Origin of the sequence: Mesorhizobium sp. M0074 (genome assembly GCF_040322975.1) — a bacterium.
In the GTDB taxonomy this organism is placed as follows: Bacteria; Pseudomonadota; Alphaproteobacteria; order Rhizobiales; family Rhizobiaceae; genus Mesorhizobium.
In genome coordinates this window covers 72,870-88,457 of the sequence record NZ_JAMYUM010000003.1, presented here as the reverse complement: position 1 = coordinate 88,457, position 15,588 = coordinate 72,870, and the positions used below count along the sequence as shown (strand labels likewise).

14 protein-coding genes are annotated in these 15,588 nt (G+C 60.9%); 9 read left to right on the top strand and 5 right to left on the bottom strand.

Features of this window, described 5'->3' with window-relative positions; genetic code table 11:
- Positions 1 to 86: 86 nt before the first annotated feature.
- Positions 87 to 1,976, bottom strand: coding sequence for an ABC transporter ATP-binding protein/permease (locus NKJ73_RS05535; protein ID WP_352568631.1), 1,890 nt, complete (start codon positions 1,974 to 1,976; stop codon positions 87 to 89).
- Positions 1,977 to 2,605: 629 nt separating this feature from the next.
- On the opposite strand from NKJ73_RS05535, the gene NKJ73_RS05530 reads away from it, so the two are divergent.
- A complete protein-coding gene (locus NKJ73_RS05530; protein WP_352568630.1) occupies positions 2,606 to 3,040 on the top strand; it encodes a hypothetical protein in 435 nt (144 codons plus the stop codon).
- A 6-nt stretch (positions 3,041 to 3,046) separates the two neighbouring features.
- Here NKJ73_RS05530 and NKJ73_RS05525 read toward each other — a convergent pair whose 3' ends face one another.
- Together NKJ73_RS05525 and NKJ73_RS05520 are read right to left on the bottom strand one after the other, a co-directional pair.
- Positions 3,047 to 3,724 carry a DsbA family oxidoreductase gene (locus tag NKJ73_RS05525; protein WP_352568629.1) on the bottom strand — a complete coding sequence of 226 codons (678 nt, stop codon included), beginning with the start codon at positions 3,722 to 3,724 and terminating at the stop codon, positions 3,047 to 3,049.
- Between the two features lie 23 nt (positions 3,725 to 3,747).
- Positions 3,748 to 5,568, bottom strand: coding sequence for an extracellular solute-binding protein (locus tag NKJ73_RS05520; protein WP_352568628.1), 1,821 nt, complete (start codon positions 5,566 to 5,568; stop codon positions 3,748 to 3,750).
- 231 nt (positions 5,569 to 5,799) lie between these two features.
- On the opposite strand from NKJ73_RS05520, the gene NKJ73_RS05515 reads away from it, so the two are divergent.
- The gene (locus NKJ73_RS05515) at positions 5,800 to 6,429 is read left to right on the top strand and encodes an invasion associated locus B family protein (RefSeq protein ID WP_023675042.1); all 630 of its coding nucleotides are present in this window, start codon (positions 5,800 to 5,802) and stop codon (positions 6,427 to 6,429) included.
- A gap of 123 nt (positions 6,430 to 6,552) precedes the next feature.
- Here NKJ73_RS05515 and hspQ read toward each other — a convergent pair whose 3' ends face one another.
- Positions 6,553 to 6,876: a heat shock protein HspQ gene (gene hspQ, locus NKJ73_RS05510; protein WP_023675043.1), complete on the bottom strand. Its 324-nt coding sequence runs from the start codon at positions 6,874 to 6,876 to the stop codon at positions 6,553 to 6,555.
- A 221-nt stretch (positions 6,877 to 7,097) separates the two neighbouring features.
- Entirely contained in the window at positions 7,098 to 8,306 is a 1,209-nt protein-coding gene (locus tag NKJ73_RS05505; RefSeq protein WP_352568627.1) for a UbiH/UbiF family hydroxylase, read from the bottom strand.
- A gap of 103 nt (positions 8,307 to 8,409) precedes the next feature.
- Here NKJ73_RS05505 and NKJ73_RS05500 point away from each other — a divergent pair, with 103 nt between their 5' ends.
- The 7 genes from NKJ73_RS05500 (at position 8,410) to NKJ73_RS05470 (ending at position 15,570) form a co-directional block, all read left to right on the top strand.
- A complete protein-coding gene (locus tag NKJ73_RS05500; protein ID WP_352456764.1) occupies positions 8,410 to 9,306 on the top strand; it encodes a DUF2182 domain-containing protein in 897 nt (298 codons plus the stop codon).
- Positions 9,307 to 9,319: 13 nt separating this feature from the next.
- On the top strand, positions 9,320 to 9,934 hold the full coding sequence (locus tag NKJ73_RS05495; protein WP_352471871.1) for a DUF1326 domain-containing protein: 615 nt from the start codon (positions 9,320 to 9,322) through the stop codon (positions 9,932 to 9,934).
- Positions 9,935 to 9,969: 35 nt separating this feature from the next.
- Complete coding sequence (gene pcsA, locus NKJ73_RS05490; protein ID WP_502896505.1) at positions 9,970 to 10,746, top strand: phosphatidylcholine synthase; 777 nt, start codon at positions 9,970 to 9,972, stop codon at positions 10,744 to 10,746.
- Positions 10,747 to 10,764: 18 nt separating this feature from the next.
- Positions 10,765 to 11,742, top strand: coding sequence for a quinone oxidoreductase family protein (locus NKJ73_RS05485; protein WP_352456767.1), 978 nt, complete (start codon positions 10,765 to 10,767; stop codon positions 11,740 to 11,742).
- 152 nt (positions 11,743 to 11,894) lie between these two features.
- Positions 11,895 to 13,487, top strand: a complete 1,593-nt coding sequence (locus NKJ73_RS05480; RefSeq protein ID WP_502905364.1) for an ABC transporter ATP-binding protein — start codon at positions 11,895 to 11,897, stop codon at positions 13,485 to 13,487.
- On the top strand, positions 13,484 to 14,596 hold the full coding sequence (locus tag NKJ73_RS05475; protein ID WP_352568624.1) for an ABC transporter permease: 1,113 nt from the start codon (positions 13,484 to 13,486) through the stop codon (positions 14,594 to 14,596). Before NKJ73_RS05480 ends, NKJ73_RS05475 begins: the two co-directional genes overlap by 4 nt.
- A complete protein-coding gene (locus NKJ73_RS05470; protein WP_352568623.1) occupies positions 14,596 to 15,570 on the top strand; it encodes an ABC transporter permease in 975 nt (324 codons plus the stop codon). Before NKJ73_RS05475 ends, NKJ73_RS05470 begins: the two co-directional genes overlap by 1 nt.
- The last annotated feature ends 18 nt before the right edge of the window (positions 15,571 to 15,588 follow it).

Here is a 15,588-nt window from a genome sequence, read left to right as displayed (position 1 = left end):
GTTAAAGCGGCGGCAAACCGACTGGATCGCGAGACTGTGATCGGGCTACGTGGCAGGCTGGCTGGACGCTGGCAATGGTGCCGCAGCTATCTCTGCTTCAGCCGGCGGGGAAAGCGCAGCCATTTGTCCTCGGCCGGCCGCGTCGGCTGCGTGAGGATGGTGGTGAGCTCTACCGGCAAGCTCGGAACCAGCGGCTTCTTGGTGGCGACGCCGTCGGCGATCGCAACCACGCTGTGGTAGAATTCGGTGCCCGCGAGCGATCTCGGCGGTGTCGCCTCATGCATGATCGAGATCACAGTTGCATCAGGGCAATTGTCCTTGATCGCCTGGTGGAAGGCGATCCGTCCATCGGGGTCGAGCGCGCCGGTGGCTTCATCGAGGAACAGCAATCCCGGCTGCTGCAGCACGATGCGGGCGACAACCAGCTTCTGTTTCTGCCCACCCGAGAGAACCTGATCCCAGATCTTTCCTTCACGGCTCTCATCAGCCAGATGCTCGATGAAGTCGCCGAGGCCGGCCTTGTGCAGGGCGGATGCGACCTGCATGTCGGCGTAATCATGCTCGGAACCAGGCAGGCAGACCAGTTGCTTCAACGAAACCTGCTGCAGCTTCACCTCCTGGGCGGCGTAGAAACTCCTGACCCCTTCCGGGAAGACGATGGTGCCGCGGCCGTAAGGCCACAGGCCGTTGATCGCCTTGACGAGCGAGGTCTTGCCGCAACCGGATTCGCCCTTGAGGAAAGTCCACTCGCCACGCCGGAAGCGCAAGTTCGCGGCACTCAGGAAGGGCGTTGCGTCCTCACCCTGATGCGCCAGTTCGAGCTTCTGGATGGTCAGGCCGAAGACCGGGTTCTGATGATCGTAGCGGAAGTCGGAGCGGCCGGTCAGGCTATAGAATTCCTGCGGATGCTGGACGTTTTCGATCGCCTGCGCCAATTCGACGACGCGCTGGCTGTTGGCACGCAACGTGGCGAGATCCGGCATCACATGGATGAACCACGAACACTTGCTGATCAGCGAATCGACCTGTCCGGAGGCGGTTAAATAGCCCTTGAGGTCGAGGCCGTTGTGGATGAAGGGCACTAGCCCAGGTCCGAAAGCGACAATTTTGGCGCCGATGAAATTGTAGATCAGCTCGAACGAGGCGTAGCCGGTATTGACGACGTTCAATCTTGCCCAGGTGCGGTCAATGTCGGCATAACGCTGGCTGTGCACAGTCTTCTGCACATTCTCGCCCTGCAGTGCGGCGACGTGAAAACTGCGGCGGAGCAACGTGATCAACTCGCTGCGGTAGTTGCCTTCTGCCTGCTGCATCCTGATGTTGAGCCACTCCAGCATTCCGCCGAGTTTGACTGCGATCCAGGTGTTGAACGGCACGTAGATAGCGACCGCCAGGAGCGCGAGGACGGCACTGCCGTAGCTGCCGAGGAACTCCAGTCCTTTTACTTCCACGGAATTTGCCAGCAAAGCGCCACCGACAAAATAGAGCGAGGTGAAGACACCTAGCACACCCGTAGCAAGCCCGATGGCCCCACCGGTCATGCCCTTGATGGATTCCTGCACGCGCTGGTCGATATTGTCAGGAGCTGCGTTCCCGGAAGACCCATGCTGGGCATGGAAGTGGGTATGATTGCTGTCGAGCAGGGCTTCGTTGAAGCGGCTGTCCAGCCATCCACGCCATTTGCGATGCAGTGTTTTGGAAACAAGGTTGCGAACGCCTGCAATACCCGCGTCCTTGAGCACGACCAGCAGCACGAGCAAACCGGCATTGGTCAGTACTGTCTTGAGTGGCGTGGTATTCGCGGCATCGTGGAAAAAAGCGATCGAAGTCGCCAGCTCTGCCCCAGCCACTGTAAACCAGACCTCAGCCTTGCTGGACAGGGCGATGACCAGCGCAATCACCAGCGTCAACGTCCAGGCTTCCACCCACCGGTCCGAGAACCAGTAGGCCCGCATCAGTCCCCAGAAGCTGCGCATCGACGATACGGGCGTCAGGGGCGACGGCCTTGCGGCACCGCGGAGCCATTTTTCCGATATTGAATGTCGCGTTGGTCTATCGACCCGAATCACTATCCCGCCCAAACGATTTTTCTTTTGTTACGGACAGTAACACCAATTGATCATTTTCCATTAGCTTTTCACCAGTCGCAGGTGGCTTAGCTCGCCGGCCGTTGCAGTGGAGCAACAGAATGAATGATCATGGCGCTATGCCGTCATGCTTCGAGGGGCGGAATACCAACGCAATTTCAAATAGTTACTTGCCTGAGCCGGAGCAAGCAGTGACCTTCCCTAAGGGAAGGTCTTCACACAGCTTTGTGAACATAGAAGCGCCGTCCAGCGGTCGATCTTTCACAGCCTGAATCGCCTTCACGGCCAGTCCGGCCTCGTCGGCGGCCAGAACGTGACCGTATGATTCGTGGTTGAAGCCGCCTTGTCAGGACCCCGTAGTCGGCCAAGCAATGACTTTGCCGACACAGTCCAGGATGAAGATCAATATCAATTGGCCCGTGCCGTTTTAAGAGCGCGCACAAACCGCGTTTGACAAACACGCGCTTCGGATTGAACCTGGCCGGACGCATCCAGGTTTGAACCAGGGGGAGTTCGCCATGCTTGCACGGACATTTTTTGTCGCGACGCTCGCAACATTTTTCTGGCTGCCGCAAACATATGCCGGCAGCCAGACCGTTCCCGCAAACGCCGAGGGACAGATCGAGTTCAACACGCCGTCCGGCAATATTGGCTGCATCTACACGCCGAAGGGCGGCACCAGCACCTACGAGCCGCAGGATGGCGGACCGGAACTGAGCTGTTCGCGCGTCGAGCCCAGCTACGTCACCGTCATCCTCGGCCCGAAAGGTCCGGCGACGCTGATCAAGAATCCGGGCGAGCAAGGCTGCTGCGGCGACGTCACCAGGCTGGCGTACGGCGCCAGCTGGAGTAAGGGCCCGTTTTCCTGCCAGTCATCCACCAAGGGATTGACCTGCACCGGCAAGCATGGCCATGGCTTTTTCGTCAGCAAGGCCAAGGTGACGGTGAAGTAGTCCGACTCAGTTCGCTGCTTCCAGTTCGCCGCGCGCCTTGGCCGCGGCGACCTGGCGGAGCGCATCGGCAAGCGTATCGGCGTCCTGGGCTCCCATCACCGCATATTTGCCTTCAAGCAGAAAGCACGGCACACCCGATATGCCCATGCGCGAAGCGGTGGCGATTTCGGTGCGCACCGCCTCGACATCGGCGTCGGTCGGCAGAAGCGTTTCGACCACGGAGGCATCCATGCCGGCTTCGCGGGCGGCTTCGATCAGCACGGCATGATCGCCGAGATTGGCGCCTTCCTCGAAATTCAGCTGGAACAACCGGCGCACCAGCCGGTTCTGAATGGCCTCGCCGGCCGTCCCGGCCCAGCGAATGAGACGGTGCGCATCCAGCGTATTGGGCGCGACCTTGATAGCGTCGAAGGCGAAGGAAATCCCTTCAGCCTCGCCCAGCGGCTCGATCCGGGCATGGATTTCGCGGATGCGTTGCTCGCTGCCGAATTTCGCCACCATATAGTCGCGGCGGTTCTTGCCTTCGGGCGGGATTGTTGGGTCGAGTTGGAAGGGCCGCCAGCGTATGTGAACGTCGATATCGACGGCGGCAATCGCCTTGTCGAGCCGTTTCTGGCCGATAAAGCACCAGGGGCACACGACGTCGGAGACCACATCGACGGTAATCGAGTTCTCGTCGTTCATCTTGATCTCCTGTTCTGAAGAGGTCACTTCGGTTTGCGCCACCAGGTCGGCAACTGATAACCGTATATGGGCGTCTTTTGCGGATGTTCCAGATACTTCCAATAAGCGAGCCATTGCTGGTTGTTGTGCTGCGTCGGCACCATGTAGTTGCCGGAGATCAGCAGCCGGTCGAGAACGCGGACGGCGGCGACGGAGTCCTCCTTCGAACGAGCTCTCAGCATCGCCTCGATCGCCGCATCCACCGCCGGATCGGCGACGCCGGCGAGGTTGAACGATCCTTCGGCCTTGGCGGCAGCGGATCCCCAGCGCCCGGTTTGCTCGATACCGGGCGACAGCGAGTTGTTGAAACCGGTCGAGCCGACCAGCACCTCGAAATCGAAACGCTGCTTGCGCGACTGGATCTGATCACCGTCGAGGCTGCGGATGCCGACATCGATGCCGAGCTTCTCAAGGGTGCGCTGATAGATAGCGGCAAGTCGCTCTTCGTCCTGCGAGGCGGTCAGGATCTCGAAACCGAACGGCTTTCCCTCGGGATCGAGCATCGCGCCGTCCTGCACCGTATAGCCCGCGCCCTTCAGCAGCTCGAATGCCGCCTTCAGCACCTTGCGGTCCTGGCCGGAGCCGTCGGTAACGGGCGGCCTGTAGGTGCCGTCCATGACATCTGCGGGCACGCGGCCGGGGTAGGGGGCCAGCAGGGCCTTTTCCTTTTCGCTGGCCGGGTGGCCGAGCGCGGACAGTTCGGAATTCTGCCAAAAGCTCATCGTGCGCGTGTATTTGCCGCCGAACAGATTCTTGTTGGCCCATTCGAAATCGTAGAGCATGCCGAGCGCGCGCCGCACGACCGGATTGGAAAATTTCGGCAGCCGCGTGTTGAACAGGAAACCGTTGACCACCGGCGGAATGCCGGTATCGAAAGTTTCGGCGATGACCTCGCCCCTGTGGAAGGCCGGAAAATCGAGATCGCGCTCGCGTTTGACCGGGTCGCTGTCGTCGTCGATGGCGCAGATGCCTTTCTTGAACGCTTCCTGCTTGGCGTTGGCGTTGAGGAAATATTCGATGGTGATCTGGTCGTAATTGTCGAAGCCGCGCTTGGACGGCACGTCCTTGCCCCAATAGTCCGGATTGCGCTTGAACACGATGCGCTGACCGGGCACGACTTGCGCCACCGTGTAAGGCCCGCTGCCGATCACCGGCTTTAGCGTCGTCCTGTCGAAGGTGTCCTTGTTGAAGGCGTGTTTCGGGATGATCGGCGTCAGCGCAATGATCAAAGGAAATTCGCGGTCGGCCTTGTCGTTGAAGGTGAAGCGCACACTGCGGTCGCCGGTCTTTTCGAGCTTGGCAATCGCTTTCATTCGCTGGCTGTAAGGTGGGCGGCCCTTCTCGGTGAAGACGTCATAGGTAAACAACACGTCTTCCGGCGTCACCGGCTCGCCGTCCGACCATTTGGCGTTGGGATCGAGGTGGAATTCGATGCTCTTGCGCTCGGGATCCATGTCGGCGGTATCGGCGAGCAGGCCGTAGAGACTGAAGGCCTCGTCGTAGTTGCGCTGCATCAACGGCTCGAAGACAAGATTACCAAAGGCTTGATCCATCATGCCGCGCGCGGTGGTGCGCAGGCTTCTCAGGATGAACGGATTGAGATTTGCGAAGCTGCCGACGACGCAATAGGTAATGCTGCCGCCTTTCGGCGCGTCGGGATTCACATAGTTGAAATGCTTGTAGTCGGATGGCAGCGCCGGCTCGCCCTGCATGGCAAGCGCGTGCTTCGGTTCCGACAGGCCCGGCTGCAGGGAAAGGCCGACAAACAACATTGTGGCGATCAGCCAAACGACAACGCGGCCCATGACTGTCTCCTTCCCGATTCGATGCGCAGCATACATGAGCCGGTCGTGCACCGGCCAACCCCTTGAGCCTATCCCTCGGCCAAGATTCGCGAGACCCGGGCTGGATTCGGCACCGCTTGCAGTGTAACACGCCGTCCGAAGTCATTCTGTTGCCTCATTTCGGCAACAGGTAGCTGGACCACACGGCATGAAAAAAGCCGGTTCCGGGATCATTTGAGAGGAATGCACGACATGACGAGCCTGAACAGCAACGCGTACCGCCTGTCGGTCATGGCCGCTGGCGTAGTCGGCATTCTGGGCGCCGGGATTCCCGCTGCTTCCGCGCAGCAGCAACAGCAGATTCCGCAAGGCTGGTTCAAGGCCTGCACCAAGCAGGAAGACGTCGACATCTGCAATGTCCAGAACATCACCACCGCCGGCAACGGCCAGCTCATCACTGGCGTCAGCCTGATCGAATTGAAGGGCAAGGTGAACCGCAAGGTGTTCCAGGTGACGGTTCCGACCGGCCGTCTCGTTCCTCCCGGCATCGGCCTCCAGATCGACGGCGGCAAGGCGCAGAAGCTCGACTATGTGATCTGTTTTCCGGATCGCTGCGTGGCGGAAGTGCCGCTGACCGATCAGCTCGTCGCGTCCTTCAAGAAAGGTTCGAACCTGACGCTGACCTCGGTCAATTTCCAGAACCAGCCGAACCCGATCAAGATCGCGCTGACCGGCTTCAGCGGCGCCTTCGACGGCCCGCCGCTGCAGCAGTCGGACATCGAGGACCGACAGAAGAAGCTCCAGGAGTTCGTCGCCAAGAACAATCAGGATTTTGCCAAGAAGCTCAAGGAAGAGCAGGAAAAGGCCAAGGCCGCCAACTAATCGACGGGTTTTCGAACAAAACAAAAAGCGGGGGCTCATACCCCGCTTTTTTCGTTTGGACCGGCCGTTTGTCGGGTCCAGCATGTCTCAAGCCTGTCCCAGTCCAGCCAGATCCCGACTAAGTCAATGTCTCAATTGGTGCTTCGGCTCGTAGCGCCCGTCCGGCTTCTTGTCGAACATTTCACCAATCTGCGGATGCCGGACCGGTTCGCCCGACCGGTCCTCGAGTAAATTCTGCTCGGACACATAGGCGATGTATTCCGTTTCGGAATTCTCGGCGAGCAGATGATAGAAAGGCTGGTCCTTGCGCGGCCGCACGTCAGCGGGGATCGCCTCGTACCATTCGTCGGTATTGGCGAATTGCGGATCGACGTCGAAAATGACGCCGCGGAACGGAAACAGCCGGTGCCGAACCACCTGTCCGATCGAGAATTTGGCTGTCTTCATCGCACTCACCACTTGAACTTCTTGAACGCCACGCATGCTGGAACACGCAAGGAACGCTCCAGGACTTTAGATTCTTACGCATCGGTCCGGTAAAGACTGGCCCGGACCTTAAGGTCGACATCGTCATTATTTGGCGCAGACGCCGCGTCAATTCAATCCCGATCCCCGTGATGCCGGGTTGAGCATCGCGAGATGCGGATCAAGGGCGGTGGCCAAGATCGCTATCGCTCAGCCGGTTTTCGCAATCCGCCAAAAAACGCCGCAAAACCGCTGCCGGGTCGAAGACCCTCGCGCATGAAAAACGCCCGTAACGGCGCAAACCTCTCAAGCGCGCCAAGGCCAGCGCTGCGCGCCATCTGAGCCGGCAGCATGTCGGAAAGCAACGACATGTTGAGCAGGTTGACCGCGCTGCTGCGCGCCAGAATGTCCGGCCGCCGCTTGAAATCATAGGCTGCAAGCGCCTTGGCGGCGCCCGGGTCCGAGCGGTTTCTGCTTGCGGCACCAATCAGGTCGTCGATATCCCGGATGCCGAGATTGAGGCCTTGCGCGCCGATTGGGGGAAACACGTGGGCGGCTTCACCGACAAGTGCCACGCGGCGATGCGCAAACCGCCACGGGCTCACCGCTGAAAGTGGGTAGATCTGCCGGCCGGGCTCAACCGACACGCGGCCCAACATCGATTGCATTCGCTGTTCGACCCGCGTCGAAAGCTCGGCGTCGTCGAGTGCTGCAAGGTCCTTGGCGATATCGGGTTCGAGCACCCAGACAAGGCTGGACCGGTTGCCGGGCAGGGGAACCTGTGTGAACGGACCGGTCTCGGTGTGGAATTCGGTCGAGGTGAAGGCATGGTCGCTGCGGTGACCGAAATTGAGCACCAACGCCGCCTGCGGATAGGATCGGATCGAGGTCCGGATGCCGGCTGCCTCGCGGGCCGGCGACTGACGGCCATCGGCGGCAACTGCCAACGATGCCTCAACCTCGCTGCCGTCGGCGAGAACGGCATGGGCATGGTCGGCATCGAGGCGCCATGCCTCCACCATCGACTTTCGCCATTCGATGCCCGAATGCGCGACAGCCTCGGCTAGCGTGCGGTTGAGAACGCTGTTGGGCAAGTTCAGCCCGAATTGCTCTTCGTTGATCTCGCTGGCGCGAAAGGTCACTGTCGGGCTGCGGATCAGCCGGTTGGTTGCGTCAACGATACGCATCACCTTGAGCGGCGCTGCGTGCGGCCTGATTCCGTCGAAGATCCCTAGCCGTTCGAACATCTTCAGGGCAGGGTTCATCAAGGCTGTCGTCCGGCCGTCGGGGCCGGCTGCATCGGGTCCGACGAGCGTCACGGGAAAGCCCGCCTCGGCAAAGCCAAGCGCCGCGATCAGCCCCGCAGGGCCGCTGCCGGCGACCAGTATCCGTGCTGTTTCCCGATGGTTCAAATTCGGCTTCCGAATTGCGAGGTGAGGCCCGTCCGACCTGCTGGTCCATATAGGTCAGGTGATGCGGCTTGATCAACGCGGCGATTCGGCCCATTCGGTTGCCATGACCGGCCAACAAGACGATTTCAGCCACCTCGACGGCACCGGCCGCGCGATGGCGAGCGTTGCGCGCAGCCCTCGACTGACGGTGAGCGTCGTTGCCGGCATGGGCATCGCCCTTGCCTGGCTCCTTCTCGGCGCAATGGCAGTTCGTGGTGCCGTAAGCCGGCTCCCGGGCACCGATGCACCCGGCGACACGATGCTGGGGAACCTGCCGCAACTGCCGCTGCCGGATTTCCTTGCGCGTTTCTTCGCCCTTTGCCTTGCGCCGGCGCCGCTTCGCGCAAGCGTAGGCGCGCAAGGCGGGGCACTCACCGCGATGTGGCTGTTGATGGCCATCGCGACCATGCTGCCCTCCGCGGCGCCGATGATCCGCACCTATTGCGAGATCGCAGATACCGCCAGGATCAAGGGGGAACCCGTTGCCCATCCGCTGATCCTTGTCGCTGGATATTTGAGCGTCTGGCTTGCCGCCTCGGCAATATTCGCTGCCCTGACGCTCGCAGTCCATGCATTCGTGTCATCCGGGCAGATGCTCGATCCGCTGCTTGGAATTGCCGGAGCAGCCGCGCTGTCGATCGCTGGTCTCTATCAGTTCAGCTGGCTGAAGGAAGCCTGTCTGGAGAAGTGCAGAAATCCGTTCTCGGTCCTGTTCGCCAACTGGAGCGCCAGGCCCATTCGCATTTTCCGGCTCGGTATGGAGCAGGGCCTGTGGTGCCTTGGATGCTGCTGGGCGCTGATGCTGGTAATGTTTGCCGTCGGTGTGATGAACGTGTTCTGGATGGCGCTGATCGGCTTGTTCAGCCTGGTCGAAAAACAGACGGCAGGCAATCTGCCGACGCGGCTGGGCGGTGCGATACTTCTTGTCTGGGCAGCCGCGCTACTAGTAGTCTCGGCATGAGGGGGAGAATTCGATGACAGATCAAAACTGGGCAATGAAGGGAGAGCTCATCCTTTCCTGCAATTGCACGGTTTTTTGCCCTTGCGTTCTGTCGCTCGGCAATCATCCGCCTACGGAAGGCTATTGCCAAACCTGGGCGGGGTTCCGGATCGATGCCGGCCATTTCGGAGAGGTCGACCTGTCCGGTCTCAATCTTGGGCTGGTCATGGAAATCCCCGGTTATATGAGCCGCGGCAACTGGACAGCGGGCCTGTTCATCGACAAGCGCGCCTCGGTTTACGCTGTGAAGGGACTGACGAAGATATTCACCGGCAAGGCCGGTGGAACCACATCGCTGCTCTCCATCCTGGTCGGACAGTTCCTCGGCGCCGAGCAGGTGCCGATCACCTACGAGACGCGTGAAAAAACACGCATCTTTCAGATACCGAAGATCATCGATGGTGCGGTGACGCCAATCACCGGCAAGGATCGCGATAAGGATACGGTCATCAGCAATTCGGAATACTGGATTGCGCCGGAAATCATCGTCGCCAAATCCGACAAGAGCAAAATGCGGGCCTTTGGCCGCAACTGGAACTTTGCTGGCCGTTCGGCCGAAATCTGCAAGCTGGACTGGCGGGGCCCGTGAGCAAGAAGACGACGGCCAGGAAAATCGCCGACCGGATTCCGCGGCCGAAGAAGAAAGTCACATGGCCTCAGGCGCGGGCGTTCTCGGTCCATCTCTTGACCGCGTCGGGCTCATTCCTGGCGTTTCTGTCGCTAGTGGCAGCAAGCGAGCAGCGCTGGACGGCGATGTTCTGGTGGCTGGGGCTGGCGCTTTTCGTCGACGGCATCGACGGGCCGATCGCCAGGAAGCTCGATGTCAAGGAAATCCTGCCGACTTGGTCGGGCGAACTGCTCGACAACATCATCGACTACGTGACCTACGTGTTGATTCCGGCCTTCGCGCTCTATCAGCGCGGTTTCATGGGCGAGCGCCTGTCGTTCCTGTCGGCGGCGATCATCGTGGTGTCGAGCGCAATCTACTATGCCGATACCGGCATGAAGACGAAGGAGAATTTCTTCAAGGGCTTTCCGGTCGTCTGGAACATGGTGGTGTTCACGCTGTTCGTCATCGAGCCCGGACAATGGGTTTCTTTCGCCGTGGTCGTGGTGGCCGGCATTCTCACCTTCGTGCCGATCAATTTCATCCATCCGGTGCGGGTGAAGCGGCTGCGGCCAATCAATCTCGGCATGACGCTGCTTTGGTGCGCTTTCGGCGCGCTGGCGCTGGCGCAGGCCGCACTTGCCTCCTTCTACGACCAGATCGGCGTGCTGGGCGAGCAGGTCAGCGATTTCATCAAGTTCGGGATTACGTTCACCGGGCTTTACCTCGCCTGCATCGGCGCTATCATGCAGTTCTTCCCAAATCTCGGCGCCAAGCCGGATAAGAAAGCCTGATCCCAAGAGAGCCAGAAAATGTCCAAAGCGATCCGCATCCATGCCCATGGGGGCCCGGAGGTCCTGACCTATGAGGATGCCGATCCCGGGCAGCCGGGCTCGGGACAGATCCTGGTCAAGCATACCGCGATCGGTCTCAATTTCATCGACGTCTATTATCGCTCTGGCCTTTATCCGCCGCAGGGCGGATTTCCGCTGATCCCTGGCGGCGAGGCGGCCGGCGTGGTCTTGGATGTCGGCTCGGATGTCGACTGGCTCAAACCCGGCGATCGCATCGCCTACGCCGTGACGACCGGCGCCTATGCCGGGCAGCGCGTGATCGCCGCCGACCGCGTGGTGAAGGTGCCGGACGGCATCAGCGACGAACAGGCTGCAGCCATGATGCTAAAGGGCATGACCGCCGAATATCTGTTGCGCCGTACATTCAAGGTGAAAGCCGGCGACACGATCCTGTTTCATGCGGCGGCCGGCGGTGTCGGGCTGATCCTCGGCCAATGGGCCAAGCATCTCGGCGCGACAGTGATCGGCACGGCGAGTTCCACCGACAAGATCGAGCTCGCCAAGGCGCATGGCTTCGACCACGTGATCAACTATCGCGAACAGGATTTCGTGGCCGGCGTTGCCGCTATCACCGGTGGCAAGAAATGCGACGTTGTCTACGATTCAGTCGGCAACGACACATTTCCAGCCTCGCTCGATTGCCTGCGGCCGCTCGGCACTTTCGTCAGCTTCGGTCAATCGTCTGGGCCGATCCCGCCCTTCAGCATCTCGTTGCTGGCGCAGAAGGGCTCGCTGTTCGCAACGCGGCCGACGCTGTTCGTCTATAATGCCAGGCGCGAAGACCTCGAGGTTTCCGCCGCCGCCTTGTTCGACGTGGTGCTCAGCGGCGCCGTCAAGATCAAGATAAACCAGCGTTACGCGCTCAGCGAGGCCGGCAAGGCGCATTCCGATCTCGAAGGGCGCAGGACCACCGGGACAACAATACTTATCCCTTAGGCGCCCGCCGTTTCGGGCCGCCGACGCCGCCGTTCTTGCGAACTGCTCTTTACCGCTTGAGTTTCCGCTGAAATTCTTGAAGCTCTTTCAAGTCGTGAGGCGCTTACCGTAGAGAGCAGCCCGCGCATACGATGCTTGCGGGAACACAGAACATGTCTGGCAAACCAGATGGAGGCACCGTGAGTGCAGATCAGGACGGCGCAAACCTGCTTGAGGTTCGCGGCCTCACAAAGATATTCGGCACGTTGACGGCGTGCGACCATGTCGATCTCAACATCGCCAAGGGCGAGATCCATGCGTTGCTTGGCGAGAACGGCGCCGGCAAGTCGACCCTGGTGAAAATGCTGTTTGGATCGCTGGAACCGAATTCCGGCGAGATTTTCTGGAATGGCCAGGCGGTCAGGATCACCAGCCCCGGCACCGCAAAAAAGCTCGGCATCGGCATGGTTTTCCAGCATTTTTCCCTGTTCGAAGCGCTGACGGCGGCGGAGAACATCGCGCTGTCGCTGGATGACGGCTCGCCGATCAGCACGATCGCGGCCAAGGCGAGGGCGCTCTCCTACAGTTACGGCCTGCCTCTCGATCCGCTATCGCTGGTCGGTGATCTGTCGGTCGGCGAGCGTCAGCGTATCGAAATCATCCGCTGCCTGCTGCAGACCCCGCAACTCATCATCCTCGACGAACCAACTTCGGTGCTGACGCCGCAGGAGGCCGATAAGTTGTTCGAGACGCTCGAACGGCTGCGTTCGGAAGGAAAGTCCATCCTCTACATTTCGCACCGGCTGGAAGAGGTCAAACGGATCTGCGACCGCGCCACCGTGCTGCGTCACGGCAAGGTGGTCGGCCATTGCAATCCGCGCCAGGAAACCGCGTCTTCGTTGGCGCGGATGATGGTCGGCAACGAGGTGCTGGCCGTGGTGCGGGCGCCGGCCGAGGGTATCGAGACCGCGCCGGTGCTGCTTCAAATCCGCGAACTCACCCGCAAGCCGGCGACCCCGTTCTCGATCCCGCTCAGGAACATCAATCTTGACGTCCGCGCCGGCGAGGTGATCGGTATTGCCGGTGTCGCCGGCAACGGCCAGGGCGAATTCTTCGAGTCCGTTTCCGGCGAGGTGCTGCAGCAGGATGCCGGCTCGGTCCGCATCCGCGGCAAGGATGCCGGCGGCCTCACCATCACCGGCAGGCGTCTGATGGGCGCTGCCTTCGTCCCGGAAGAGCGGCTCGGCCATGGCGCAGCACCGCGCATGAAGCTTTCGGAGAACCTGCTTCTGTCGCGCCACGCCACCGATGGCAAGATGTTTGTCGGCGCCGGTGGAATGGTCAAGGGCGATGCGATCCATACCGCTGCCCAGCGCATCATAAAGGCGATGGACGTGCGCAAGAGCGCGCCGGATCCGGAAGCTGCGGCTCTTTCGGGCGGCAATCTGCAGAAATTCATCGTCGGCCGCGAACTCGACCGCCGGCCGAGCGTCTTGCTGGTCAATCAGCCGACCTGGGGCGTCGACGCGGGTGCGGCGGCCCACATCCGCCAGGCGCTGATCGAACTGGCACGCAGCGGCTCGGCGGTGCTGGTGATCAGCCAGGACCTCGACGAGCTGTTCGAGATTTCCGATGCGATCACGGTCATGCACAATGGCGAACTATCGAAGCCGCTGCCGATAGCTGAAGCGACATTCGAGAAGATCGGGCTGCTGATGGGCGGCGCCGAACCCGGGCATGCCGAACATACGCTGGAGACGGCTTGATGCGCCTCGAACTTGTAAAACGCCCGCAGCGCTCGATGCTGTTTTCGGCACTCTCGCCTTTCATCGCTTTCGTTTTGACGATCATTGCCGGTGCCATCATGTTCGCGCTGCTCGGCGTCAACCCGTTGACTGCGTTCCGCATCTACTTCATCGAACCGATCAGCCAGGTCTGGCAGCTGCATGAGCTGGCGATCAAGGCCGCCCCCCTGATCCTGATCGCGGTCGGACTGTCGGTCTGCTACAAGGCCAACATCTGGAACATCGGCGCCGAAGGCCAGTTCATCCTGGGCGGCATTGTCGGCTCGATCATTCCCGTGCTGTTTCCGCAGTTCGAAGGCCCATTGGTGCTGCCGCTGATGCTTCTGCTCGGCATGGTCGGTGGGGCCGCCTATGCTGCAATCCCGGCACTGCTGAAGACGCGCTTCAACACCAACGAGATCCTGACCAGCCTGATGCTGGTCTATGTCGCCCAGCTCTTCCTCGATTGGCTCGTACGCGGGCCGTGGCGCGATCCGCAGGGCCACGGTTTCCCGCAGACCATCCAGTTCAACGACTCGGCCATACTGCCGGAACTCCTCCCGGAATCCGGCCGGGCAAACTGGGGATTTGTCTTCGCGCTGATCGCGGCGATACTGATCTGGATCCTGATGAGCCGTATGCTGAAAGGCTTCGAGGTCCGCGTGCTCGGCTCAAGCCCGAGGGCAGGGCGCTTCGCCGGGTTTGGCCTTAACCGCATGGTCTTCTTTGCCTTCCTGCTGTCGGGCGCACTGGCCGGACTTGCAGGGATTTCGGAGGTCTCGGGAGCCATCGGACAATTGCAGCCGGTGATCTCGCCCGGCTACGGATTTACCGCTATCATCGTGGCATTTCTCGGCCGGCTCAATCCGCTCGGCATCGTCGCCGCAGGCCTTGTACTGGCGCTGACCTATCTGGGCGGCGAGGCAGTGCAAAGCGCGCTCGGCATCTCCGACAAGGTGGCGCGCGTGTTCCAGGGCATGCTTTTGTTCTTCGTGCTCGGCTGCGACACGCTCATCCATTACCGCATTCGCCTGACCGGCTTTTCCGCGCCGAAGCTCAAGGCAGCGCCGAAGCTGGAGGAAGCCCGCTGATGGACATCACCGTCAACATCCTCTTGACCATCGCGACGGCGGCGACGCCGCTGCTGATCGCGGCGATCGGCGAACTGGTGGTCGAACGTTCGGGTGTGCTCAATCTCGGCGTCGAAGGAATGATGATCATGGGTGCCGTCGGCGGTTTCGGCGCCGGCTATCTCACCGGCTCGCCTTGGATAGGGCTGTTGGCGGCAATCACCATGGGGGCAGTGTTCTCGCTGCTGTTCGCCGTCATGACGCTCTCGCTGGCCACCAATCAGGTGGCCACCGGCCTGTCGCTGACACTGCTCGGCCTCGGCCTTTCCGGCATGATGGGAACGAATTTTGTCGGCCAGCCCGGCGAAAGGCTGCCAAACCTCGATATTCCCGGCCTGACCGCAATCCCGGTCGTTGGCAGGCTGCTGTTCGGCCAGGATCCAATCTTCTACATCTCGATCGCGCTGACCGCCGCCGTCATGTGGTTCCTGTTCAAGACCCGCACCGGGCTCACGCTGCGCTCGATCGGCGACAGCCATGCATCCGCCCATGCGCTTGGCATCCACGTCATCCGCTACCGCTATCTCTCAGTGATTTTCGGCGGCGCTTGTGCCGGCCTCGCCGGCGGTCACCTATCGCTGGTCTACACACCGCAATGGGTGGAGAACATGACCGCCGGCCGCGGCTGGATCGCGCTGGCTCTGGTCGTCTTCGCCTCCTGGCGGCCATGGCGGGTGCTGGCCGGCGCCTATATTTTCGGCGCGATCTGGGTTGGCCAGCTTCACGTCCAAGCCATAAATCTGCAGGACTTCGTCGGCGCGCCCTGGTTGCTCTACAAGTTAATTGCGTTCTTAAAATCGTTTCCCTCGCAACTGCTTTCTTCGCTGCCCTATCTGGCAACCGTCGTGGTTCTCGTTCTAATCTCGCGCAACAAGCGTTTGACGATGATGAACACGCCGGCCTCCTTGGGCCAGCCATTCGTTCCGGATCGTTGACAACAAAAAGACGGAAGC

Bases quoted from the DNA above. Each gene is read 5' to 3' on its own strand.
- NKJ73_RS05530 (WP_352568630.1), top strand. From the start codon at position 2,606: ATGCTTGCACGGACATTTTTTGTCGCGACGCTCGCAACATTTTTCTGG.
- NKJ73_RS05535 (WP_352568631.1), bottom strand. From the start codon at position 1,976: ATGCGCAGCTTCTGGGGACTGATGCGGGCCTACTGGTTCTCGGACCGG.
- NKJ73_RS05525 (WP_352568629.1), bottom strand. From the start codon at position 3,724: ATGAACGACGAGAACTCGATTACCGTCGATGTGGTCTCCGACGTCGTG.
- NKJ73_RS05470 (WP_352568623.1), top strand. From the start codon at position 14,596: ATGGACATCACCGTCAACATCCTCTTGACCATCGCGACGGCGGCGACG.
- NKJ73_RS05480 (WP_502905364.1), top strand. From the start codon at position 11,895: ATGTCTGGCAAACCAGATGGAGGCACCGTGAGTGCAGATCAGGACGGC.
- NKJ73_RS05485 (WP_352456767.1), top strand. From the start codon at position 10,765: ATGTCCAAAGCGATCCGCATCCATGCCCATGGGGGCCCGGAGGTCCTG.
- NKJ73_RS05495 (WP_352471871.1), top strand. From the start codon at position 9,320: ATGACAGATCAAAACTGGGCAATGAAGGGAGAGCTCATCCTTTCCTGC.
- NKJ73_RS05500 (WP_352456764.1), top strand. From the start codon at position 8,410: ATGACCGGCCAACAAGACGATTTCAGCCACCTCGACGGCACCGGCCGC.
- NKJ73_RS05515 (WP_023675042.1), top strand. From the start codon at position 5,800: ATGACGAGCCTGAACAGCAACGCGTACCGCCTGTCGGTCATGGCCGCT.
- hspQ (WP_023675043.1), bottom strand. From the start codon at position 6,876: ATGAAGACAGCCAAATTCTCGATCGGACAGGTGGTTCGGCACCGGCTG.
- NKJ73_RS05520 (WP_352568628.1), bottom strand. From the start codon at position 5,568: ATGGGCCGCGTTGTCGTTTGGCTGATCGCCACAATGTTGTTTGTCGGC.